17 protein-coding genes are annotated in these 19,002 nt (G+C 67.5%); 10 read left to right on the top strand and 7 right to left on the bottom strand.

The features are described from left to right. Positions 1–56 precede the first annotated feature (56 nt). From FFI87_RS28940 to FFI87_RS28960, 5 genes are read right to left on the bottom strand one after another with little or no spacing between them, the layout of a single operon-like run. The gene (locus FFI87_RS28940; protein WP_012365134.1) at positions 57–1,301 is read right to left on the bottom strand and encodes an acyl-CoA dehydrogenase family protein; all 1,245 of its coding nucleotides are present in this window, start codon (positions 1,299–1,301) and stop codon (positions 57–59) included. Between the two features lie 33 nt (positions 1,302–1,334). Beyond that, positions 1,335–2,093: an SDR family NAD(P)-dependent oxidoreductase gene (locus FFI87_RS28945; RefSeq protein ID WP_138849821.1), complete on the bottom strand. Its 759-nt coding sequence runs from the start codon at positions 2,091–2,093 to the stop codon at positions 1,335–1,337. Between the two features lie 7 nt (positions 2,094–2,100). Next, positions 2,101–2,865: an SDR family oxidoreductase gene (locus tag FFI87_RS28950; protein ID WP_138849820.1), complete on the bottom strand. Its 765-nt coding sequence runs from the start codon at positions 2,863–2,865 to the stop codon at positions 2,101–2,103. 49 nt (positions 2,866–2,914) lie between these two features. Continuing rightward, positions 2,915–3,946, bottom strand: coding sequence for a phosphotransferase (locus tag FFI87_RS28955; protein WP_138849819.1), 1,032 nt, complete (start codon positions 3,944–3,946; stop codon positions 2,915–2,917). Between the two features lie 19 nt (positions 3,947–3,965). Then, positions 3,966–4,640: a histidine phosphatase family protein gene (locus FFI87_RS28960; protein WP_138849818.1), complete on the bottom strand. Its 675-nt coding sequence runs from the start codon at positions 4,638–4,640 to the stop codon at positions 3,966–3,968. Positions 4,641–4,844: 204 nt separating this feature from the next. On the opposite strand from FFI87_RS28960, the gene FFI87_RS28965 reads away from it, so the two are divergent. After that, on the top strand, positions 4,845–5,000 hold the full coding sequence (locus FFI87_RS28965; protein ID WP_012365129.1) for a DUF3309 family protein: 156 nt from the start codon (positions 4,845–4,847) through the stop codon (positions 4,998–5,000). A gap of 406 nt (positions 5,001–5,406) precedes the next feature. Further along, entirely contained in the window at positions 5,407–6,699 is a 1,293-nt protein-coding gene (locus FFI87_RS28970) for an MFS transporter (RefSeq protein WP_138849817.1), read from the top strand. 282 nt (positions 6,700–6,981) lie between these two features. On the opposite strand, the gene FFI87_RS28975 is transcribed toward FFI87_RS28970, so the two are convergent. Then, positions 6,982–7,932, bottom strand: coding sequence for a LysR family transcriptional regulator (locus FFI87_RS28975; RefSeq protein ID WP_012365126.1), 951 nt, complete (start codon positions 7,930–7,932; stop codon positions 6,982–6,984). Between the two features lie 155 nt (positions 7,933–8,087). Between FFI87_RS28975 and FFI87_RS28980 the strand changes: the two genes are divergently transcribed. The 8 genes from FFI87_RS28980 (at position 8,088) to FFI87_RS35280 (ending at position 16,838) form a co-directional block, all read left to right on the top strand. Next, complete coding sequence (locus FFI87_RS28980) at positions 8,088–9,134, top strand: 4-hydroxythreonine-4-phosphate dehydrogenase PdxA (protein WP_138849816.1); 1,047 nt, start codon at positions 8,088–8,090, stop codon at positions 9,132–9,134. A 50-nt stretch (positions 9,135–9,184) separates the two neighbouring features. After that, the gene (locus FFI87_RS28985; protein WP_138849815.1) at positions 9,185–10,357 is read left to right on the top strand and encodes an L-rhamnonate dehydratase; all 1,173 of its coding nucleotides are present in this window, start codon (positions 9,185–9,187) and stop codon (positions 10,355–10,357) included. Between the two features lie 8 nt (positions 10,358–10,365). Continuing rightward, positions 10,366–11,283 carry a dihydrodipicolinate synthase family protein gene (locus tag FFI87_RS28990; protein WP_138849814.1) on the top strand — a complete coding sequence of 306 codons (918 nt, stop codon included), beginning with the start codon at positions 10,366–10,368 and terminating at the stop codon, positions 11,281–11,283. A 95-nt stretch (positions 11,284–11,378) separates the two neighbouring features. Further along, positions 11,379–12,671 (top strand): MFS transporter, encoded by a 1,293-nt coding sequence (locus FFI87_RS28995; RefSeq protein WP_138849813.1) that lies wholly within the window; start codon positions 11,379–11,381, stop codon positions 12,669–12,671. A 46-nt stretch (positions 12,672–12,717) separates the two neighbouring features. Further along, positions 12,718–13,665, top strand: a complete 948-nt coding sequence (locus FFI87_RS29000; RefSeq protein ID WP_006749313.1) for a hypothetical protein — start codon at positions 12,718–12,720, stop codon at positions 13,663–13,665. Next, positions 13,643–14,584, top strand: a complete 942-nt coding sequence (locus FFI87_RS29005) for an amidohydrolase family protein (protein ID WP_138849812.1) — start codon at positions 13,643–13,645, stop codon at positions 14,582–14,584. Before FFI87_RS29000 ends, FFI87_RS29005 begins: the two co-directional genes overlap by 23 nt. Positions 14,585–14,656: 72 nt before the next feature. Next, complete coding sequence (locus FFI87_RS29010; protein WP_138849811.1) at positions 14,657–15,679, top strand: MerR family transcriptional regulator; 1,023 nt, start codon at positions 14,657–14,659, stop codon at positions 15,677–15,679. A 202-nt stretch (positions 15,680–15,881) separates the two neighbouring features. After that, positions 15,882–16,838, top strand: a complete 957-nt coding sequence (locus FFI87_RS35280; RefSeq protein ID WP_138849810.1) for a hypothetical protein — start codon at positions 15,882–15,884, stop codon at positions 16,836–16,838. A 74-nt stretch (positions 16,839–16,912) separates the two neighbouring features. Here FFI87_RS35280 and FFI87_RS29020 read toward each other — a convergent pair whose 3' ends face one another. Continuing rightward, complete coding sequence (locus tag FFI87_RS29020) at positions 16,913–18,847, bottom strand: SMP-30/gluconolactonase/LRE family protein (RefSeq protein WP_138849809.1); 1,935 nt, start codon at positions 18,845–18,847, stop codon at positions 16,913–16,915. Positions 18,848–19,002 lie beyond the last annotated feature (155 nt).

The raw sequence follows: 19,002 nt of genomic DNA on the forward strand, positions 1-19,002 counted from the left end.
TTAATACGGCGCGCGCCGCCCGTTCGCCCATGTCGCTCCCTCGCGCGGCGCGAGGCTCAGCCGCGAGGCGGCCGCGTCAGGTACGGCTCGGTCGAGCCGCGCACGCCGTCCTTGATCTCCATCCGTGCGATCGCCTGCAGGTGCACCTCGTCCGGGCCGTCGGCGAAGCGCAGCGCGCGGCCCCAGGTCCACATGTCGGCGAGCGGCGTGTCCGGGCTCAGGCCCATCGCGCCGAACACCTGCATCGCGCGGTCGCATACGTCCGTGTACACGGTCGGCACGAGCGCCTTGATCATCGAGATTTCCTTGCGCGCGGCCTTCGCGCCGACCTTGTCGATCATCCACGCGGCCTTCAGCACCAGCAGGCGCGCCTGGTCGATCTCGATGCGCGAGCGCGCGATCCATTCGCCGATCGTGCCGTGCCGGTTCAACGGCTTGCCGAACGCCTCGCGCGACTGTGCGCGGTCGATCATCAGCTCCAAGGCCAACTCGGCCGCGCCGATCGAACGCATGCAGTGATGGATGCGCCCCGGCCCGAGGCGCGCCTGCGCGAGCGCGAAGCCGCTGCCTTCCTCGCCGAGCAGGTTGCGCGCGGGCACGCGCACGTTGTCGAACGTGATCTCGCAGTGCCCTTCCGGCGCGTGGTGATTGACCACCGTGATGTTGCGCACGACCGTCACGCCCGGCGTGTCGCGCGGCACGAGGATCATGCTCTGCTGCTGGTGCGACTCGGCATCGGGATCGGTCTTGCCCATCACGATGAAGATCTTGCAGTTCGGATGCGCGGCGTTCGTGATGAACCACTTGCGGCCGTCGATCACGTAGTCGTCGCCGTCGCGCCGGATGCGCGTCGTGATGTTGGTCGCATCCGACGATGCCACGTCGGGCTCGGTCATCGCGAACGCCGAACGGATCTCGCCGCGCAGCAGCGGCAGCAGCCACTGTTCGCGCTGCTCGGGCGTCGCGAACATGTGCAGCAGCTCCATGTTGCCGGTGTCCGGCGCGTTGCAGTTGAACACCTCCGACGCCCAGCTCACGCGCCCCATGATCTCGGCGAGCGGCGCGTATTCGAGGTTGGTCAGGCCCGTGCCGGGCTCGTCGTCCTTCAGGTGCGGCAGGAACAGGTTCCACAGCCCTTCGGCCTTCGCGCGCTCCTTCAGCTCCTCCATGAACGACACGGGATACTGGCCCGCGTGCACTTCGTCGTTCCACTGGCGGATGCGCGGCACGATGTGCGCGTCCATGAACGCATGCACGCGTTCGCGCAGCGCTTCCACTTTCGGGGTGTAGCCAAAGTCCATGATCGACTCCTCGAGATTGCGTGTTCGGTTCGGTCAGAAGGCCGAGACACCGCCGTCGACGGCGACGGCCTGCCCGGTCAGATAAGTGTTTTCCTTCGCGCACAGCATCAGCATCGTCGCGACGATTTCGTCGGGCCGGCCGAGCCGCTTCATCGGCGAGCCCTGTGCGAGAAAGTCCTGGCGATCGCCGATGTCGCTGTCGGTGACCATCGGCGTCGTGCTGTAGAACGGGCACACCGCGTTCACGCGAATGCCGTGGCGTGCGTATTCGAGCGCGGCCGTCTTCGTGAGCCCGACCACCGCGTGTTTCGACGCCGCATAGGCGGCCAGCTTCGGCGCGCCGCCGAGCCCGGCCATCGACGCGACGTTCAGGATCACGCCTTCGCGCTGCGCGAGCATCTGGCGGATCTGGTGCTTCATCCCGAAAAACACGCCCTTCGCGTTCACCGCGAAGCTCAGGTCGAGATCGGCTTCGTCGGTATCGATCAGCGCCTTCATCGGCGGCGCGATGCCCGCATTGTTGATGCCGACGTCGAGCCGCCCGAAGCGCGCGGCGGCCGCCTGCACCAGCGAGGCCACGTCAGCTTCGACGCGCACGTCGCAGTGCTGCACGATCACGTCGACGCCGGCCGCACGCAGCGGCGCCGCCACGCGTTCGAGCGCGTCGCCGTTCAGGTCGCCGAGCGCGAGCCGCGCGCCCATCGCCGCCAGCTCGCTCGCGAGCAGCGCACCGAAGCCGCTCGCGGCGCCGGTGATCATCACGGCCTGCCCCGCATAGCTGTCGAGTTTCATCGCGCGCTCAGATCGTCAGGCCGCCGTCGACGACGATGCATTCGCCGTTCGTATAGCTCGCCGCATCCGACACGAGATACAGCACGGTGCCGGCCATCTCGCGCGGCTCCGCGTGGCGGCGCAGCGGGATCTTCGCCATCCAGCTTTCGTAGATGTCCTTGTCGGCGAACAGCGCGCCCGCGAACTTCGTCTTCGTGAGGCCCGGCAGCAGCGCGTTCACGCGGATGCCGAACGGCCCGCACTCCTTCGCGAACGCCTTCGTCATGTTGACGACGGCCGCTTTCGTGATCGAGTAGATACCTTGCCGGTCACCCGGCTGCAGCGCGTTCACCGACGCGGTGTTGACGATCGCGCCGCCGCCGTGGGCCTTCATCAGCTTGCCGGCCTCGACCGACATGAAGAAGTAGCCGCGGATGTTCACGTCGACGGTCTTTTCGTACGCGGCGAGATCGGTATCGAGGATGTGCCCGAAATACGGGTTCGCGGCCGCGTTGTTTACGAGGATGTCGAGCCGGCCGTGCTTGCCGCGGATCGTCTCGAACGTCGCGGCGATGTCCTCCAGCCGCCCGACGTGACAGGCCAGCGCTTCGGCGCGGCCGCCCGCCGCGACGATCGCGTCCGCGACCGCCTGGCAGTCGTCGAGCTTGCGGCTCGACACGATCACGTGCGCGCCCTGCTCCGCGAGCAGCTTCGCGATTTCCTCGCCGATGCCGCGGCTCGCGCCCGTCACCAGCGCGATCTTGCCCGTCAGGTCGAACAGATTCGTTGCCATGTTGCTGTGCTCCTCCATTGATATGTTGTCGTGCCGCCGTTCAGCGACGTCAGCGATGCGCGTCGATCACGCCGACGGCCATCTCGGCCAGCCGGCCGGCCATCGCGCCCACGCGCAGCGCCTGCTCGCTCGACGCGTTGCCCTGCAGCGCGCGCGCCTTCACGCCCTGCGCGATCGCCGCGAGCCGGAAGAAACTGAACGCCAGATAGAAGTGCCAGTCGCGGATCGGCGCGAGGCCGCGCAGTTCGCAATAGCGCGCGACGATCGCCGCTTCATCGGGAATGCCGAGTTCGGCACGATCCTGGCCCGCGAGCCCGCGCACCTGTCCGCCCGACGGCAGCCGCAGGCACATGCAGAAGTACGCGAGATCGGCGAGCGGATTGCCGAGCGTCGACAGCTCCCAGTCGAGCACGGCCTGCACGCGATAGTCGTCGCGCGCGAACATCAGGTTGTCGATCCGGAAATCGCCGTGCACCAGCGCGGGCCGGCCCGTGTCTTCCGGGCATGCCTTCGGCAGCCAGTCGATCAGCGTCTCCATCGCGTCGAGGCGCTCCGTTTCCGCCGCGCGATACTGCTTCGTCCACACGCCGACCTGGCGCTCGAAGTAGTTGCCGGGGCGGCCGTAGTCGGCGAGGCCCACCGCGTCGACATCCACGTCGTGCAGCGCGGCCATCGTGCGCAACAATGCGTCGTAGCAGATCGCCCGATCGGCCTTCGGCAGGTCCGGCAGCGCCGGATCCCAGAAGATCCGGCCGTCCTCGAAGCTCATCACATAGAACAGGCTGCCGATCACGTCGCGGTCTTCGCAGAGGTGATACGGATGCGCCACCGGCACCGCGGTGCCCGACAGCGCGGTGAGCACGCGGAATTCGCGATCGACCGCGTGCGCGGATTTCAGCAGTTCGCCGGGCGGCTGGCGGCGCAGCACGTAGCGGCCGCTCTTCGCGTGCAGCAGGAAGGTCGGGTTCGACTGGCCGCCGGCAAACTTCTCCATGTCGAGCGGGCCTTCGAAACCCGGCACGTGCGCTTCCAGATAGCGCGTGAGGCGGGCTACGTCGAGGGGCTGGGAAGGGTTCGTCATCGTCGCGATCGTTCGTGGGTCAGCCGTAGGTGCGCCACGCATGTCGTTCGGGATCCTCGAGATGCGGGATGCCGTTGAACGACGCAAGGTGGAACGCTTCGGCGTTGAAGAAAAACTGCGAAAGACTGCTGTTGCGGATCTGCAGGTTCAGCGCGATCGCGCTCGACGGCGGCGCGGCGAGCACCTGCTGCACCGTCACCGCGATCGGCCCGCCGGAACTCACCGCGAGCACGCGCTGGCTGCCGCCGTCGCGGATCGCGGCGCGCGCGTCGGAAACGCGCTGCTGGAAATACGCCCAGGTTTCGGGCGCGGTGTCGCCGAGCTTGTCGTCGGCCCATAGATGCAGCACCTGTCGCAGCGCGCGAAAGTGCTCCTTCATCGAGCCGGCCGCGAGCCGCGCGATCTCCGGATAGTCGCTGGCCGCCGCCGCGAACAGCCCGTGGAAGTCGTATTCGTTCAGGCCAGGATGGCGGTCGACCGGCGCGCCTTCGTGGCCCATCCCGCGCAGGATCGCGGCGACCGTCTGCGCATGCCGGTTCATCGTGCCGCAGATCACGCGGTCGAACGTCAGGCCCTGCCGTGCGAAGTATTCGCCGAGCCACACGCCCTGCTGCTCGCCGGAGGGGGACAGCCGGTCGTAGTCGTCCGTGCCGAACGACGCCTGCCCGTGCCGTACCAGAAAGAGTTCAGCCATTGCCTGTCCGCCTGAAGGGAACCGAAGGCCCAGCATAGCGATCGCGCTTACATTTTTGAAATTTATTTTTTGAATCGGTCAGTATTCATGAAATGAATTCCATCGATTCAGACAATGCGCTTTCAGAGAGTTTCGAGTTGCCCAGTGTCGCGGCACGCGAATTGCGACAGCAGGCACCGTCATATCACCACTCAGGAGGGTGCGATGCTCGGTACGATCCTTATCATCGTTCTGATTCTGCTGCTCATCGGAGCATTTCCTGCATGGCCCCACAGCCGGAGCTGGGGCTACTGGCCATCGGGCACTCTCGGGCTGGTCGTCGTCATCGTCGTGATACTGGTGTTGCTGGGGCGGATTTGAGCGAAGGCGCGCGTGCCGGTTGAACGCCCACGCGCGCCTTCCCCTGTCGCCGCCATCACTTCTTTACAAAGGCAAGCGATGATCGGCACCTCTGTAGCCCGTGCGGACGGCATCTGATGCCGTCGACCCACGCGGGCGGGACATCGCTGTCCGTTGCTCGCGCACCGATCCGTTCCAATTCAGGAGAACGTGTTTCCCGCCGCCCGCGAGCAGCGCCGTGCGTACGTCGCGCATCAGCAGGGAGGATCGTCCTCCCGCGCGCCCCGCGCCCGGCAAATCCGAACGCCTCAGGTTATCAATTGATCGAAAAGATTCATTAGACGGTGCATCCTCCTGCGCGCGATGCTGGCCCCGCCCGTGAACGCTGCGTCATTGCAACGCCGCGCACGAAAATGGAGTGAGACACATGCCTACCGATCACCGTCAACGGCGCCACACGCTGTGGCTGCTGTGCGCGCTGTCATTCATCCTCTACGTCGACCGCGTCAATCTCGCGACCGCGGCCGGCGCGATCAAGGCCGAACTCGGACTGTCGAATACCGAACTCGGCATCGCGTTTTCCGCGTTCGCCTATTCGTATGCAATCTGCCAGATCGGCGGCGGGTGGATCGCCGACCGCTTCGGCGCGCGCATCACGCTGATCGGCTGCGGGCTGATCTGGGTCGCGTCGACCTTCATGACCGGGCTCGTGCACAGCCTCGCGCTGCTGTTCGCCGCGCGCCTGCTGCTCGGCATCGGCGAAGGCGCGACGCTGCCCGCCCAGGCCCGCGCGATCACGCACTGGTTCTCGCGCGAACGGCGCGGCGTCGTGCAGGGCTTCACGCATTCGTTCTCGCGGCTCGGCAACGCGGTCACGCCGCCGATCGTCGCCGCGCTGATGACGTGGCTGTCGTGGCGCGCGGCATTCTTCGTGATCGGCGCGGTGACGCTGGTGTGGCTCGTGTGGTGGGTCGTCGGCTTCCGCGAGTACCCGCGCGGAGAAGGCGACGGCAATGGCGTCGGCCGCACGCACACCGCCGCGGCCGCGCGCCCGGCACCGGCCTCAGGCTCGACGCCGTGGGGGCCGCTGTTCCGCCGGATGGCGCCGACCATCTTCGTCTACTTCTGCTACGGCTGGACCGCGTGGCTGTTCTTCACGTGGCTGCCGACCTTCTTCCTGAACGGCCAGGGCCTTAACCTGAAATCGACCGCGCTGTTCGCGTCCGGCGTGTTCTTCGCGGGCGTGGTCGGCGACACGCTCGGCGGCTGGCTGTGCGACCGCATCTATCGCAAGACCGGCAACCTCGCGCTGTCGCGCCAGAGCGTGATCGTCGCGAGCTTCACCGGCGCGCTCGTCTGCCTGCTGCCGCTCGCGTTCGTGCATTCGACGGCCGGCATCGCGCTGTGCCTGTCCGGATCGTTCCTGTGCCTCGAGCTGACGATCGGGCCGATCTGGGCCGTGCCGAGCGACATCGCGCCGCAACACGCGGGCATCGCAAGCGGAATGATGAACGCGGGTTCGGCGATCGCGGGGATCCTGTCGCCGATCCTGTTCGGCTATCTCGTCGATCACACCGGCAGCTGGACGGTGCCGTTCGTCGGATCGGTCGCCATGCTGCTGATCGGCATCGTCGCCGCGCTGCGGATCCGGCCGGATCGCGCGTTGTCCGAAGCACGGCCGCCGCTCGCCGAAGCGCCGGTTGCACCGTCGGCGCGCTGAAGCCGTTCGCTTCGGGTTCGCCTGCCTCCCCCGTCTCGCCAGCGTCACCGTCGCGCTTCACTGCGTTCCGCGATGGTGGTGCCTCGGCGGTTCGGCTGGTTCGGCTGGTTCGGCGGATTCGGCGGATTCGGCGGATTCGGCGGATTCGGCGGATTCGGCCGACGCGGCCGACGCGGCTTGTTCGGCGTGCTTGGCTGGCTCGGCCAGCTCGGCTGATTCGGCTGGTTCGGTCGCCTCGGCTGGCGCGGCTGGCTCGGCCGCCTCGGCTGGCAAACCGCGCCGTTACGCGGCGCCGTCATCGCCCGGCCCGCCTTCCCGGTGGAACAGCGCGAGAAACTGCTGCGCGGGAATGCTCAGCGGCCGGTCGCGCCGCACGAGGCTCCCGTACGACGGCAGCTTCTGGCCAAGCTCGTAATCGAGGATCGCCACGAGCCCGTGCTCCGCGTTGCGCTGCGCGACCGTCAGCGGAATCACGCCGAGCATGTGCGAACGGTCGACGAGGTTCATCGTCGTCAGGATCGAGCCCGTCTCGACCAGCCCGCGCGGCATCGGCTGGTGACGCGCGCGGAACTCGCGCTCGACGACCTCGCGCGCCGGGCTGCCGGCCGGCTGCAGGATCCACGTGTAATCGAGCAGCGCGTCGAATTCGACCGGCCCGGCCCCGGCAAGCGGATGGTCGCGGCCCGCGATGATCGCGAGCGCCTCGTCGTCCACCACGCGGAAGTCGCAATCGGTGCCGACGTTGCGTCCGATCACCACTTCGAGCACGCCTTCGCGCAACTGGGGCATCAGCCGGTCGCTGGTGTCGACCGCGATGTCGATCGCGAGCAGCGGATAGCGCGCCTTCAACTGCACCAGCGCCTCGGTGAGCCGCCCGGGCGACGCCGCCATGATGCTGCCGATGGCGAGCCGCCCCGCGCTGCCGAGCTGCAGCTCGCCGAGTTCGCGATTGAGCGCCTCCATGCTGCCGCGAATCCCGCGGAAATAGCCGAGCACGCGCTCGCCGGCCGCGTTCAGCACGAGCCCGCGCCCGACGCGGTCGAACAGCCGCTGGCCGAGCGCGCTTTCCAGCTCGGCCAGCATCTTCGTCGCGGCCGGCTGCGTGAGGCCCAGCTGCCCGGCGGCCGCGCGCAGCGTCGAGCATTCGTCCACCGCGAGCAGCAGCGCGATCTGCCGCATCCGCAGCCGGTTCAGCAGTTGGGGAGTCGAGTCTCGTCGATCGATCGAGCCCATTTCGATTACTCCAGGTTATCGATTCATCAAGAGTTTTCAATTTACCGACTCATTCCGTCTACCTAGCATGAACCCCATAGACCAACGGCCACGCGCCGCCACCGGAGACACCGCATGAACCCGCAACCGACCGCCGCCCGTCACGGAGACGCCTCATGACGACCGCCGCTGCCCTGCCCGTCGTCGCGCTGACGCTCGGCGACCCCGCCGGCATCGGCGCCGAACTGATCGCGAAACTGCTCGCGCGGCCCGACGCGACGTCCCGCGCGAACCTCGTGCTGATCGGCGACCGCTGGCTGTGGGAAGCCGGCCAGCGCATCGCCGGCGTGACGGTCGACGTCGAGCCCGTCGAATCGCTCGCCGCCGCGCGCGGTCGGCCGTCCACCGCGCGCGCCGCGTTCGTCGCGGTCGACACGATCGATCCCGCGCAGGTCACGGTCGGCCAGCCGGGCGCGGCCGGCGGCCGCTCTACGCTGACGGTGCTCGACCAGTGTCTCGACGCCGCGCTCGCCGGCGACATCGACGCGATCTGCTTCGCGCCGCTGAACAAGTACGCGATGAAGCTCGGCGGGCTCAGGCACGACGACGAGCTGCACCACTTCGCGGCCGCGCTCGGCGTGACCGGCTACTTCTGCGAATTCAACACGCTCGGCGAACTGTGGACCGCGCGCATCTCGTCGCATATTCCGCTGAAGGAAGCGGCGGCCCAATTGAGCGTCGAGCGCATCGAACAGGCATCCGAACTGATCTACCGGTCGCTGCTCGCGAACGGCGTCGCGACGCCGAAGGTCGCGATCGCCGCGTTCAACCCGCACGGCGGCGACGGCGGCAGCTGCGGCCGCGAGGAAGTCGACATCATCGAGCCGGCGGTCCGCAAGCTGCAGTCGCGCGACTGGCCGACCGACGCGCCGTTCCACGGCCCGTTCCCCGCCGACACGATCTTCCTGAAGGCGCAGGCCGGCGACTACCAGGCGATCGTCACGATGTACCACGACCAGGGGCAGATCGCGATCAAGCTGCTCGGCTTCTCGCGCGGCGTGACCGTGCAGGGCGGCCTGCCCGTACCGATCACGACGCCGGCACACGGCACCGCCTACGACATCGCGGGGCGCGGCACGGCCGACGTCGGCGCGACCTGGCAGGCGCTGCAGATCGCATGCCGGATGGGCGCCGCGCGCCGCACGCCCACCGTTTCGGCGTGACGCTCGCGCGCCGCTTGCACACGACAACATCGATTCCAGGAGACACCAACATGAAGATCCGCTCCGTGCGCGCCCGCGTATTCCAGTGGAAAGGGAAGACCGTCCCGCCGCAAGGCAATTTCTGCTCGAACGCGATGGACCTGCTGTACGCGCCGCAGGAAACCATGAGCACGTTCCGCTTCCATGCGTGGACCGTCGTCGAAGTCGAGACCGACGACGGCATCGTCGGCCTCGGCAACGTCGCGCTCGCGCCGCACATCGCGAAAGCGATCATCGACCAGTACCTCGCGCCGCTCGTGATCGGCCAGGACCCGTGGGACTACGAGTACCTGAACCAGCGGATGTACCGCGCGACCCATGCGTGGGGCCGCAAGGGCATCGGCATGGCGGCGATCTCGGCGGTCGATATCGCGATCTGGGACATCCTCGGCAAGAGCGTCGGCAAGCCCGTGTTCAAGCTGCTCGGCGGCCGCACGAAGGAAAAGATTCCTTGCTACTACTCGAAGCTCTACCGCACCGACCTGAAAGAGATGCAGGACGAGGCGCAGCGCTATATGAAGGAAGGCTTCCGCGCGTTCAAGATGCGCTTCGGCTACGGGCCCGCGCACGGGCAGCAGGGCGTGGTGGAGAACCTGAAGTCGGTCGCGGCGATCCGCGAGGTGATCGGCTACGACAACGACCTGATGCTCGAGTGCTACATGGGCTGGAATCTCGAGTACGCGAAGCGCATCCTGCCGAAGCTCGAGAAGTACCAGCCCCGCTGGCTCGAGGAACCGGTGATCGCCGACGACATCGACGGCTACGCGGAACTGAACCAGCTCACGCGCATTCCGATTTCGGGCGGCGAGCACGAGTTCTCGCTGTACGGCTTCAAGCAGCTGCTGGATCGCAAGGCCGTGTCGGTCGTGCAGTACGACACGAACCGCGTCGGCGGGATCACGATGGCGCACAAGATCAATGCGCTGTGCGAGGCGTACAGCGTGCCGGTGATTCCGCATGCGGGCCAGATGCACAACTATCACCTGACGATGAGCACGCTCGCGTCGCCGATGAGCGAGTACTTCCCGATGTTCGACGTGGAAGTGGGCAACGAGCTGTTCTATTACATCTTCGACGGCGAGCCGGTGGCCGAGAACGGCTTCCTGCAATTGCGCGACGACGTGCCGGGCCTCGGTCTCACGCTGAAGACCGAGTTCCTCGACCAGTTCGACATCGTCGAGTGAGCACGGCCATGAACGCACGCTACCAGGGCGTCTTTCCGGTCGCGCCGACCGTCTTCGACGCACACGGCGCGCTCGATCTCGACGGCCAGCGCCGCTGCCTCGACTTCATGATCGATGCCGGCTCGCAGGGCATCTGCATCCACGCGAACTACTCGGAGCAGTTCGCGCTCGGCGACGACGAGCGCGAGCTCGTCACGCGCACGACGCTCGAGCACGTCGCCGGCCGCGTGCCGGTGATCGTCACGACGTCGCATTTCAGCGCGCGCATCTGCGCGGAACGCAACCGCCACGCACAGGCGTGCGGCGCCGCGATGGTGATGGTGATGCCGCCGTACCACGGCGCGACGTTCCGCGTGCCCGAAGCGCAGGTGCGCGCGTTCTTCCGCGAAGTCGCCGACGGCCTCGACATTCCGCTGATGATCCAGGACGCGCCGGCGAGCGGCGTCGCGCTGCCTGCGTCGTTGCTCGCGACGCTCGCGCGCGAGATCGACGCCGTGTCGTACTTCAAGATCGAGACGGCCGGCGCCGCGTCGAAGCTGCGCGAGCTGATCGCGCTCGGCGGCGACGCGATCGAAGGGCCGTGGGACGGCGAGGAAGGCATCACGCTGCTCGCCGACCTCGATGCCGGCGCGACCGGCGCGATGACGGGCGGCGGCTATCCGGACGGCATCCGCCGGATCACCGACGCGTATTTCGCCGGACGTCGCGACGAAGCCTGCGAGCAGTATGCGCGGTGGCTGCCGCTGATCAACTACGAGAACCGCCAGTCGGGTTTCCTGACCGCGAAGGCGCTGATGAAGGAAGGCGGCGTAATCGCGTGCGATCAGCCGCGCGCGCCGTGGCCCGAGCTGCACCCCGAGGTGCGCGCGGGCCTGCTCGACGCGGCGCGGCGGCTCGATCCGCTCGTGCTGCGCTGGGGACGCTAGCCACACACCGGTTGCCCTTGCAACAACGTTGCGCATCGGCGTGACGGCGGTCCGACAGATGGCCGCCGCCGCTCGTCACATGGATCGGAGACACCATGAACCTGTTGAACCCCGCCACCCCGGCCTATGAAGCCGGCGAAGCCATTCCGCGCCGCCGCTGGCTGCGCGTGATTCCGCCGCTGCTGCTCGCGTGCATCGTTTCGTACATGGATCGCGTGAACATCGCGTTCGCGATGCCGGGCGGGATGAACGCCGATCTCGGCATGGACGCGACGATGGCCGGCCTCGCCGGCGGCATCTTCTTCTTCGGCTACCTGTTCCTGCAGATTCCAGGCGGCCGGCGCGCGGCGCTCGGCAGCGGCAAGACCTTCATCGCGTGGTCGCTCGTGAGCTGGGCCGTGCTGTCGGTGCTGACCGGGCTCGTCACGCACACGTGGCAGCTGCTGACGCTGCGCTTCCTGCTCGGCGTGGCCGAGGGCGGGATGCTGCCCGTCGTGCTGACGATGGTCAGCCACTGGTTTCCCGACCGCGAACGTGGCCGCGCGAATGCGATGGTCATCATGTTCGTGCCGCTCGCCGGCATGATCACCGCGCCGCTGTCCGGCTTCATCCTCGCCGCGTACGATTGGCGTCACCTGTTCTTCAGCGCCGGTGCGCTGTCGCTGCTGTGCCTGTTCGCGTGGATGATGTTCGCCGACGACGGCCCGCAAACCGCGCGCTGGGTGTCGCCGCGCGAGAAGGCGTACATCCTCGACGCGCTGCGCGACGAACAGGCGCGCAAGCAGGCCGCCGGCGCGCCGGCCGCCGCGTCGTTCGGTGCGATACTGCGCAACCCGACGATCTGGCTGCTGATCGCGATCAACTTCTGCTATCAGGTCGGCATCTACGGCTATACGATGTGGCTGCCGACCCTGTTGAAGAACCTCACGCACGGTGGGATGGGCAAGGTCGGCCTGCTCGCGATGCTGCCGTATGTCGCGATGGTGATCGGGATGTTCGCCACGTCGTATTTGTCAGACCGAACCGGCAAGCGCCGCCTGTTCGTGCTGCTGCCGCTCGTCGGCTTCGCCGCGTGCCTCGCGCTGTCGGTGCTCACGCATGCATCGATGATCGTGTCGTTCGCGTTCCTGATCGGTTGCGGCTTCTTCCTGCAGGCGGCCGCCGGCGTGTTCTGGGCGATTCCGCCGAAGCTGTGCAGCGTCGAGACGGCCGGCAGCGCGCGCGGCCTGATCAACGCGCTCGGCAACCTCGGCGGCTTCTGCGGCCCGTATGCGGTCGGCGTGCTGACCCAGCACGTGAGCGCGGCGGCCGGTGTGTACAGCCTCGCCGTCACGCTCGCGGTGGCCGGCCTGCTCGCGCTGACGCTGCCCAAGCGCTGCGAAGGCTGACGCGCGCCGACACGCGGGCACGCGAACGAAACAACGGAGACACACGATGAACGACATCCTGTTGCTGGTGCAGAAATGCGCCCATACCTTCAGCTTCTACGACCTCGAGACGAAAGCCGCGCTCAAGCATCTCGTGCTGCCGAACTTCCCGCACGAATTCACCGTCGACGTGAACGAACGATTCGCGTACGTCGGCATCTTCGGGATCGAGACGGCCTGGTCGCGCGGCCATGAAGGCGATCACCGGATCGCCGAGATCGACCTCGTCGAGCGCACGCACACGCGGATGCTCGACCTGTGGCCGTACTACCGGCCGCACGGAATGGCGACCGATCGCGACGGCCGGCTGTACGCGATGAGCGAGGCGCACGACATGCTGCTGGTGTTCGACGAACCGACCCGCCAGATCGTGCCGAACATGGCCGTGCCGTCCGGCGGCGTGAAGACCCACCTCGTGACGCTCACGCGCGATGCGAGCCGCGCATATGGCGTGCATCTGCTGTCGAACACGGTCACGCAGTTTCATCCGCGCGACGCGACCGTCGCGCCGCGCGCGGTGATGCCCGGCCCGCGTCCCGAAGGCAATGCGCTGTCGGGCGACGAGCGCACGCTGTTCGTCGCGAATCGCGGTGACGACACGCTCGTCGAGATCGACACCGACACGATGACCTGCGGCCGCCGCGTGAAGACGCGCAGCGATCCGAACCGCATCTACCGCACCAGCGCGCCGGACGGCCGCGACCTGCTGTTGCTGACGAATTCCGGCGAGCGTTCGATCTCGGTGTTCGATGCTCGGCAGCTGGAGGAGATCGAACGCGTCGCGCTGCCCGCGAACCCGACCGCGCTGTCGTTCCATCCGTCGCGGCGCGTCGCGTACGTGTCGTTCCAGGACGACTACGTGCGCGAGCTCGATCTCGATGCGTGGCGGTTCGTCGGCGCATGGCCGACGCTGCGCGAACCCGATGCGTCGTATGTGCTCGCAGGCGCGCGCTGAGTGGCACGGCGACGCGCTGCCGGCGGCGCTCGTCGACGCGCATCATCACCTGTGGCAGCTCGGCGCGGGGGCGCACTACCCGTGGCTGCAGGAACGCTACGACCCGGCGGGCTTCATGTTCGGCGACTACGCGGCGCTGTGCCGCGACTTCGGCGTGGACGACTACCGGCAAGCCGCACGATGCGCGCCGATCGTCGCGAGCGTGCACGTCGAGGCCGAACGGGCGCGCGACGAGGCGCTCGCGGAAACGCGCTGGCTGCACGAGGTCGCGGCCGCGCACGGGCTGCCGTCGGCGGTCGTCGCGTGGGTCGACCTGCTGGCCGACGATGCGCACGAGCGCCTCGCCGAACAGGCCGCGTGGCCGCGCGTGCGCGGCGTGCGGTTCAAGCCGCGCACCGCGGCGGCGCCGGATGCGTCCGTCGTCGGGCCGGGCACGCTGCGCGATCCGCGCTGGCCGGCCGCGCTGGAGCGCGTCGCCGCGCATGGCCTCGGCTGGGATCTGCGCGTGCCGTTCTGGCATCTGGGCGACGCGGCCGCGCTGCTGGCCGATGCGCCCGGTGTCGACGTCGTGCTCGAACACGCGGGGCTGCCGTGGGATCGCTCGGAAGCGGGGCTCGCGCGCTGGCGCAGCGGCATGGAAGCACTGGCCGCGTCGCCGCGCGTGACCGTGAAGATTTCCGAACTCGGCTTGCGCGATGCGGTGTGGAACGAGGCGGACAACGCGCGGATCATCCGCGACACGATCGCGATATTCGGCTGGCAGCGCTGCCTGTTTGCGAGCAATTTTCCGGTGGCGGGGTTGCGCGTGTCGTATCCGGCGCTGCTGCGTACGTTTGCCCGCGCGATGGCGGACCTCGACGATGCGGCGCGTCAGGCGATCTGGCACGACAACGCGATGCGCGTGTACCGGATTGCGTGAACGCGCTTGACCCGGCCCTTGGGGTCGCCTTTATGCTGGGGGTGACGAATCGACGGCAGACAGGAGTGACGAATGGGCACGTCCATGCTTCGCTTGAGCGCTTCGGCGGCAGCCGCGCGGCTCGGCGTATCGGTGAAGGCGCTGCGGATCTATGAGCGGTACGGTCTCGTCGCGCCGAAGCGAACGCCAGCGGGCTATCGGGTGTACGGCCTCGAGGACCTCGCACGCGCGGCCGACATCGTCGCGCTGCGTGCGCTTGGCCTGAGCCTGGCGCAAGTCGCGAGCGTGCTCGATGGCGACGCGTGCAGTCTCGATGACGCGCTGGCCGCTCACGAAGCGGCGCTCGACCTCGGCATTCAGGATCTCGTCCACAAGCTCGATCGCGTGCGTGCGATCCGTAGCGGCCTTGCGCGCGGCCGGATGCCGGCCGACGGGGAACTGACGCAGCTGCTCGACGATCGCGGCGCCGGTGTCGCGTTCGATCTGCCGTGGCCGTGGGGTGGCGAGTGGTTCGAGTTTCACGACATTCGCCCGTTGAACTACATCATCGGCTCGCTGGCCAGCGGCAAGACGCGACTTGCGATGCGGCTGGCCGAGGCGCTGCCGGGCGCGATGTTCGTCGGACTCGATCGGCTGGAAAACGGCGCCGCCGCGGCATCTGTGGCGCTGCAGGGCGACCCGGCGTGGCAGGCGCGTATGGCGCGCGCTTTGGCGTCGCTCGCCGACGGCGGCGCTACGCAATCGCCGGCCCTGACCGCGCTGCTTGCCTGCCTCGAAGCGGCGGGCCCGAGCGCACTGGTCGTCGATTTGATCGAACAGGATCTCGACCGCCCCACGCAACAGGCGTTGAGCGCGTGGCTGCGCGCACGCGCCGCGACCGACGCGCGTCCGCTGTTCCTGATGACGCGTTCGTCGGCCATCCTCGATCTGTCGGCGGTCGGGCCCGATGAAGCGATCATCCTGTGTCCGGCGAATCACACTCCGCCTTCGCGCGTCGCGCCTTACCGTGGTGCGCCCGGCTACGAAGCCGTGGCGATGTGCCTGGCGTCGCCCGAAATCCGCGAGCGGATCGCCCGCAGGCCGGAAGCGGCGTAACCCGCTGCATGCGCGAGTGGGCGGTCGCAACCGGGAAATCAGTGGAAAAGTTCGATGCTTGCCGGGTACTGTCGGGACACGTCGGACGATCGACCTGGCCCGATGGCCAGCGTCGCGCGCAGCCGGTCGATCGCGCTTGACATTCAAGGCATCCGAACGAATTCGATTCCTGTATCGTCCACGTCTCCAGCCGACATTTCGCATGACCGCACGCCATGAAAACCGCACCGGCCCGGCCGATTTCGGCCGCCTCGACACCATGAGCCGATTTCGCGTCACTTACGACGGGCCCGCACTCGAATCTTCCGAAATGGACGTGCGCGAACTCGCGCCCGCACTGCTTGCGATCGGAGATTTACTCGAGGCGTCGACACGGGCACTGTGCGGCGATCAGGTTCGGCCGCGCGTGAACGTGCGCGGCAGCTTCAAGACGGGCAGCTTCGGGATCGACTTCACGCTCGCGACCTCGCTGCTCGGCCGCATGCGCGACCTCCTGAGCGGCAACGAAAGCACGGCGCTGGCCAACGCGGTCACGATCCTGACCGCGCTCGGCATCGCCGCGCCGAAGGCAAGGAAAGGTCTCTTCGCCGTCCTCAAGTGGTTGCGCGGGCGCGAGATCCGGCGGGTGCAGATGCAGGATCACACCGCGACGCTGCACGTGGACGGCGAGCAACTCGAGATCGACCTGTCGGTCCTCACGCTGCTGCGCGACGTCGGCGTTCGGCAGGCAACCGAGCACGTGCTTGCGCCGCTCGCGCGCGACGGCATCGTGATATTCGCGACCGGCACCGACACCGAGGTGGTCGAGACGATCACCCGCGATGAGATCGCATGGTTTCACGCGCCCGGACAAACCGACGCGCTCCTTCTCGACGAACATCGAAAGATGGCGTTCTCGATCGTGTCGCTCGCATTCAAGGACGACAACAAGTGGCGGCTGTACGACGGCGCGTCGACGATTCACGCGGCGATCACGGATGCCGGCTTCCTGTCGCGCGTGAACAACAGCCAGATCAGTTTCAGCAAAGGTGACGTGCTGGTCTGCAATGTCCGTATGCAGCAGTGGCAAACCTCGGACGGAGCAAAAACCGAATACGAAGTCACGGATGTCCTCGAGCATCGGCCGGCGGGGCGGCAGATTCCGTTGGCGGGGCTTTGATTGCGAAGTTGAACTGATCGGCCGGCCTCGATGACAGCCACCGTGGTGTCATCGTCACACTCGACGCGCCGCCCTCAAGGCGTCCACCGATAAACGGTGATGCTGTTCCCCTTCACGTTGTTCTTCGTCACCACGTACTCGCCGTTCGAGCGGCGGTACGCGCGCACGCTGTACATCGCGTCGATCGCGCTGCTGGTATCCACGGTCGCCGGGCTGGCATTGACGAGCGTCGTGTCGAGGTTGCCGGTGTCGAGATTGAATGCGTCGATGTTCGGCCACAGCGGCCCGCTGCTGCTGAACCAGTAGCCGACGAACAAGTGGTTGCCGGCCGCGTCGATCGACTTCGCGCCGCTATGCGGCAGCGTGATCACCGGATTCGGCTTCGTGGTGTTGCCCGCGCTCCAGCCGTGATACACCTCGATGCGCGTGCCGATCGACGTCCAGTCCGTACTCCCGACCACGCCCTGCGCGAGCACCATCGTGTCGCTGTCGGCGAGATAGACCACGCGCGTCAGCGGCTGGATGCTGGCCGGCACCGGCGTCGGCACGCCCGGCCCCCACGACGGCTTGCCGCTCGCATCGAAGCCGGTCAGCGGATAGTGATAAATGGCGCCGGTCTTGTCGAGGCCGGCCCATACGCCGCCCCTGCTGTCGAGACTGAAGCCGCCCGACACGCGCCGGGTCGTGTTGAACGCGGGCCCCGGGATCGATCCGTCGGGAATCGCGACGTAGCCGTTGGCCGCGTTGAAGTGGAAGAAGTAGTAAACCGGCGGATTCTGTCCCGCTGCCACGAGGATCCGGTTCGCACCGACCGACGTCAGCAGCCCGAAGTGCTCGTCGCGCTGCGTGTCGTTCATGTTGATGCGCGGATCCGACGGATACGTGAACGGATCGACCGTATTCGCGACGAAGGTGCCGCCCGCGGTGCCGCCGTAGATGTGCGTGCCGCTGTAGAACAGCGCGCCGTCCGTGACCGGATCGGGTGAGGCGATCCCTTCGAAGTTGAGCGACTGCAGCGTCCACCGCAGGCTGCCGGTGCTGCTGTACGCATGAATGTCGGTCGCGCCGTTGCGGCCGAGATCCCAGCTGCCGCCCCACGGGTTGTTTAGCACGTACAGGTTGCCGCCCGTGTCCTTGCCGATCCCGACGATCCGGGTGAAGCGCTTCGCGCCGACTTGCCCCTTGATGCCCGCCGTCGTGTCGAGATAGCCGCCGCGCACGCCGAACGTGCCGGCCAGCGCGGGCCGGCCCGATACGGTGTAGCGCTTGATGTTCATGTCGGGGCCTTCGTCGCCGACCAGCAGCTCCCCTGCCGCCGCATCGACATAGAGCGCCGATGGCTGCGACCCGGCAGCCAGCCGGATCGTGTTCAGCAGCGCACCGGCCGGGCTGAATTCGACGACCGTGCCGGCGCTTTTCTGCGCGACCCAAATGTTGCCCGCTGCGTCGACCGCCAGCGCGCCCGGCGCGGACACGCCGATGTCCCGCTGCCAGGCGCCGTCGGTCGTGAATACTCGCACGCGGTTGCCGTAGAAATCGCTCGCATAGAGCAGCGAGCCGGCCGTCGCGAGTCCGGTGACGACGTCGATGCGCGGCTGGTTCGTCGCCGCGGTGACCTGAATGAGCTTGTCGCGAAAGTGCGTCGCGCGGTTGTAGCGCCCGACCGCGCCGCTGCCGTAGGTGCTGCCGGGCTGCAGCGCGACGAACAGCGACGTCGCGTTGCCCGTGATCGCGCTGCCCTGGAATTCGGAATGCGCGCCGATCGAGCCGACGCTCTTGCCGTTCTGGTAGATCGCGACGCCGCCTTCATCCTCGTCCCACATCGACGCGGTGTAGATTACGCCTTCGGGCGCGACCCACATCGAACGCGCGACGTTGCCGACGTGCGCCGCGAGCGTGCCATACGTATTCGCCAGCCAGTCGGTGGTATTACCCGCGTATCCGTAAGGCGCGATCGCGGCGATCGCGGCGGCGAGCAGCACGGCCCGAATCGATTTTCTGGCGACCATGGCTGAGGTTCTCCTGATTGTTGGAATCATTCGCACGAAGGGCAGCCGGATGGTTTGAAATCGGCAATGCGTAAATACTTCCGCTGAATCATCCGGTGCAGTCGGTATTACATCGGGCGTGCAATCGATAATCGGCAGCGTCGAGAATAGCGTTA

This window comes from Burkholderia sp. KBS0801, assembly GCF_005937855.2.
In the GTDB taxonomy this organism is placed as follows: Bacteria; Pseudomonadota; Gammaproteobacteria; order Burkholderiales; family Burkholderiaceae; genus Burkholderia; species Burkholderia ambifaria.

What these genes read in the sequence shown, in the direction of transcription:
- FFI87_RS28965 (WP_012365129.1), top strand. Translation starts at nt 4,845, where the DNA reads ATGCTCGGTACGATCCTTATCATCGTTCTGATTCTGCTGCTCATCGGA.
- FFI87_RS29005 (WP_138849812.1), top strand. Translation starts at nt 13,643, where the DNA reads ATGTGCTCGCAGGCGCGCGCTGAGTGGCACGGCGACGCGCTGCCGGCG.
- FFI87_RS28985 (WP_138849815.1), top strand. Translation starts at nt 9,185, where the DNA reads ATGAAGATCCGCTCCGTGCGCGCCCGCGTATTCCAGTGGAAAGGGAAG.
- FFI87_RS28945 (WP_138849821.1), bottom strand. Translation starts at nt 2,093, where the DNA reads ATGAAACTCGACAGCTATGCGGGGCAGGCCGTGATGATCACCGGCGCC.
- FFI87_RS28950 (WP_138849820.1), bottom strand. Translation starts at nt 2,865, where the DNA reads ATGGCAACGAATCTGTTCGACCTGACGGGCAAGATCGCGCTGGTGACG.
- FFI87_RS28980 (WP_138849816.1), top strand. Translation starts at nt 8,088, where the DNA reads ATGACGACCGCCGCTGCCCTGCCCGTCGTCGCGCTGACGCTCGGCGAC.
- FFI87_RS29000 (WP_006749313.1), top strand. Translation starts at nt 12,718, where the DNA reads ATGAACGACATCCTGTTGCTGGTGCAGAAATGCGCCCATACCTTCAGC.
- FFI87_RS28995 (WP_138849813.1), top strand. Translation starts at nt 11,379, where the DNA reads ATGAACCTGTTGAACCCCGCCACCCCGGCCTATGAAGCCGGCGAAGCC.
- FFI87_RS28990 (WP_138849814.1), top strand. Translation starts at nt 10,366, where the DNA reads ATGAACGCACGCTACCAGGGCGTCTTTCCGGTCGCGCCGACCGTCTTC.
- FFI87_RS28960 (WP_138849818.1), bottom strand. Translation starts at nt 4,640, where the DNA reads ATGGCTGAACTCTTTCTGGTACGGCACGGGCAGGCGTCGTTCGGCACG.
- FFI87_RS29020 (WP_138849809.1), bottom strand. Translation starts at nt 18,847, where the DNA reads ATGGTCGCCAGAAAATCGATTCGGGCCGTGCTGCTCGCCGCCGCGATC.
- FFI87_RS35280 (WP_138849810.1), top strand. Translation starts at nt 15,882, where the DNA reads ATGACCGCACGCCATGAAAACCGCACCGGCCCGGCCGATTTCGGCCGC.
- FFI87_RS28955 (WP_138849819.1), bottom strand. Translation starts at nt 3,946, where the DNA reads ATGACGAACCCTTCCCAGCCCCTCGACGTAGCCCGCCTCACGCGCTAT.
- FFI87_RS28975 (WP_012365126.1), bottom strand. Translation starts at nt 7,932, where the DNA reads ATGGGCTCGATCGATCGACGAGACTCGACTCCCCAACTGCTGAACCGG.
- FFI87_RS28970 (WP_138849817.1), top strand. Translation starts at nt 5,407, where the DNA reads ATGCCTACCGATCACCGTCAACGGCGCCACACGCTGTGGCTGCTGTGC.
- FFI87_RS28940 (WP_012365134.1), bottom strand. Translation starts at nt 1,301, where the DNA reads ATGGACTTTGGCTACACCCCGAAAGTGGAAGCGCTGCGCGAACGCGTG.
- FFI87_RS29010 (WP_138849811.1), top strand. Translation starts at nt 14,657, where the DNA reads ATGGGCACGTCCATGCTTCGCTTGAGCGCTTCGGCGGCAGCCGCGCGG.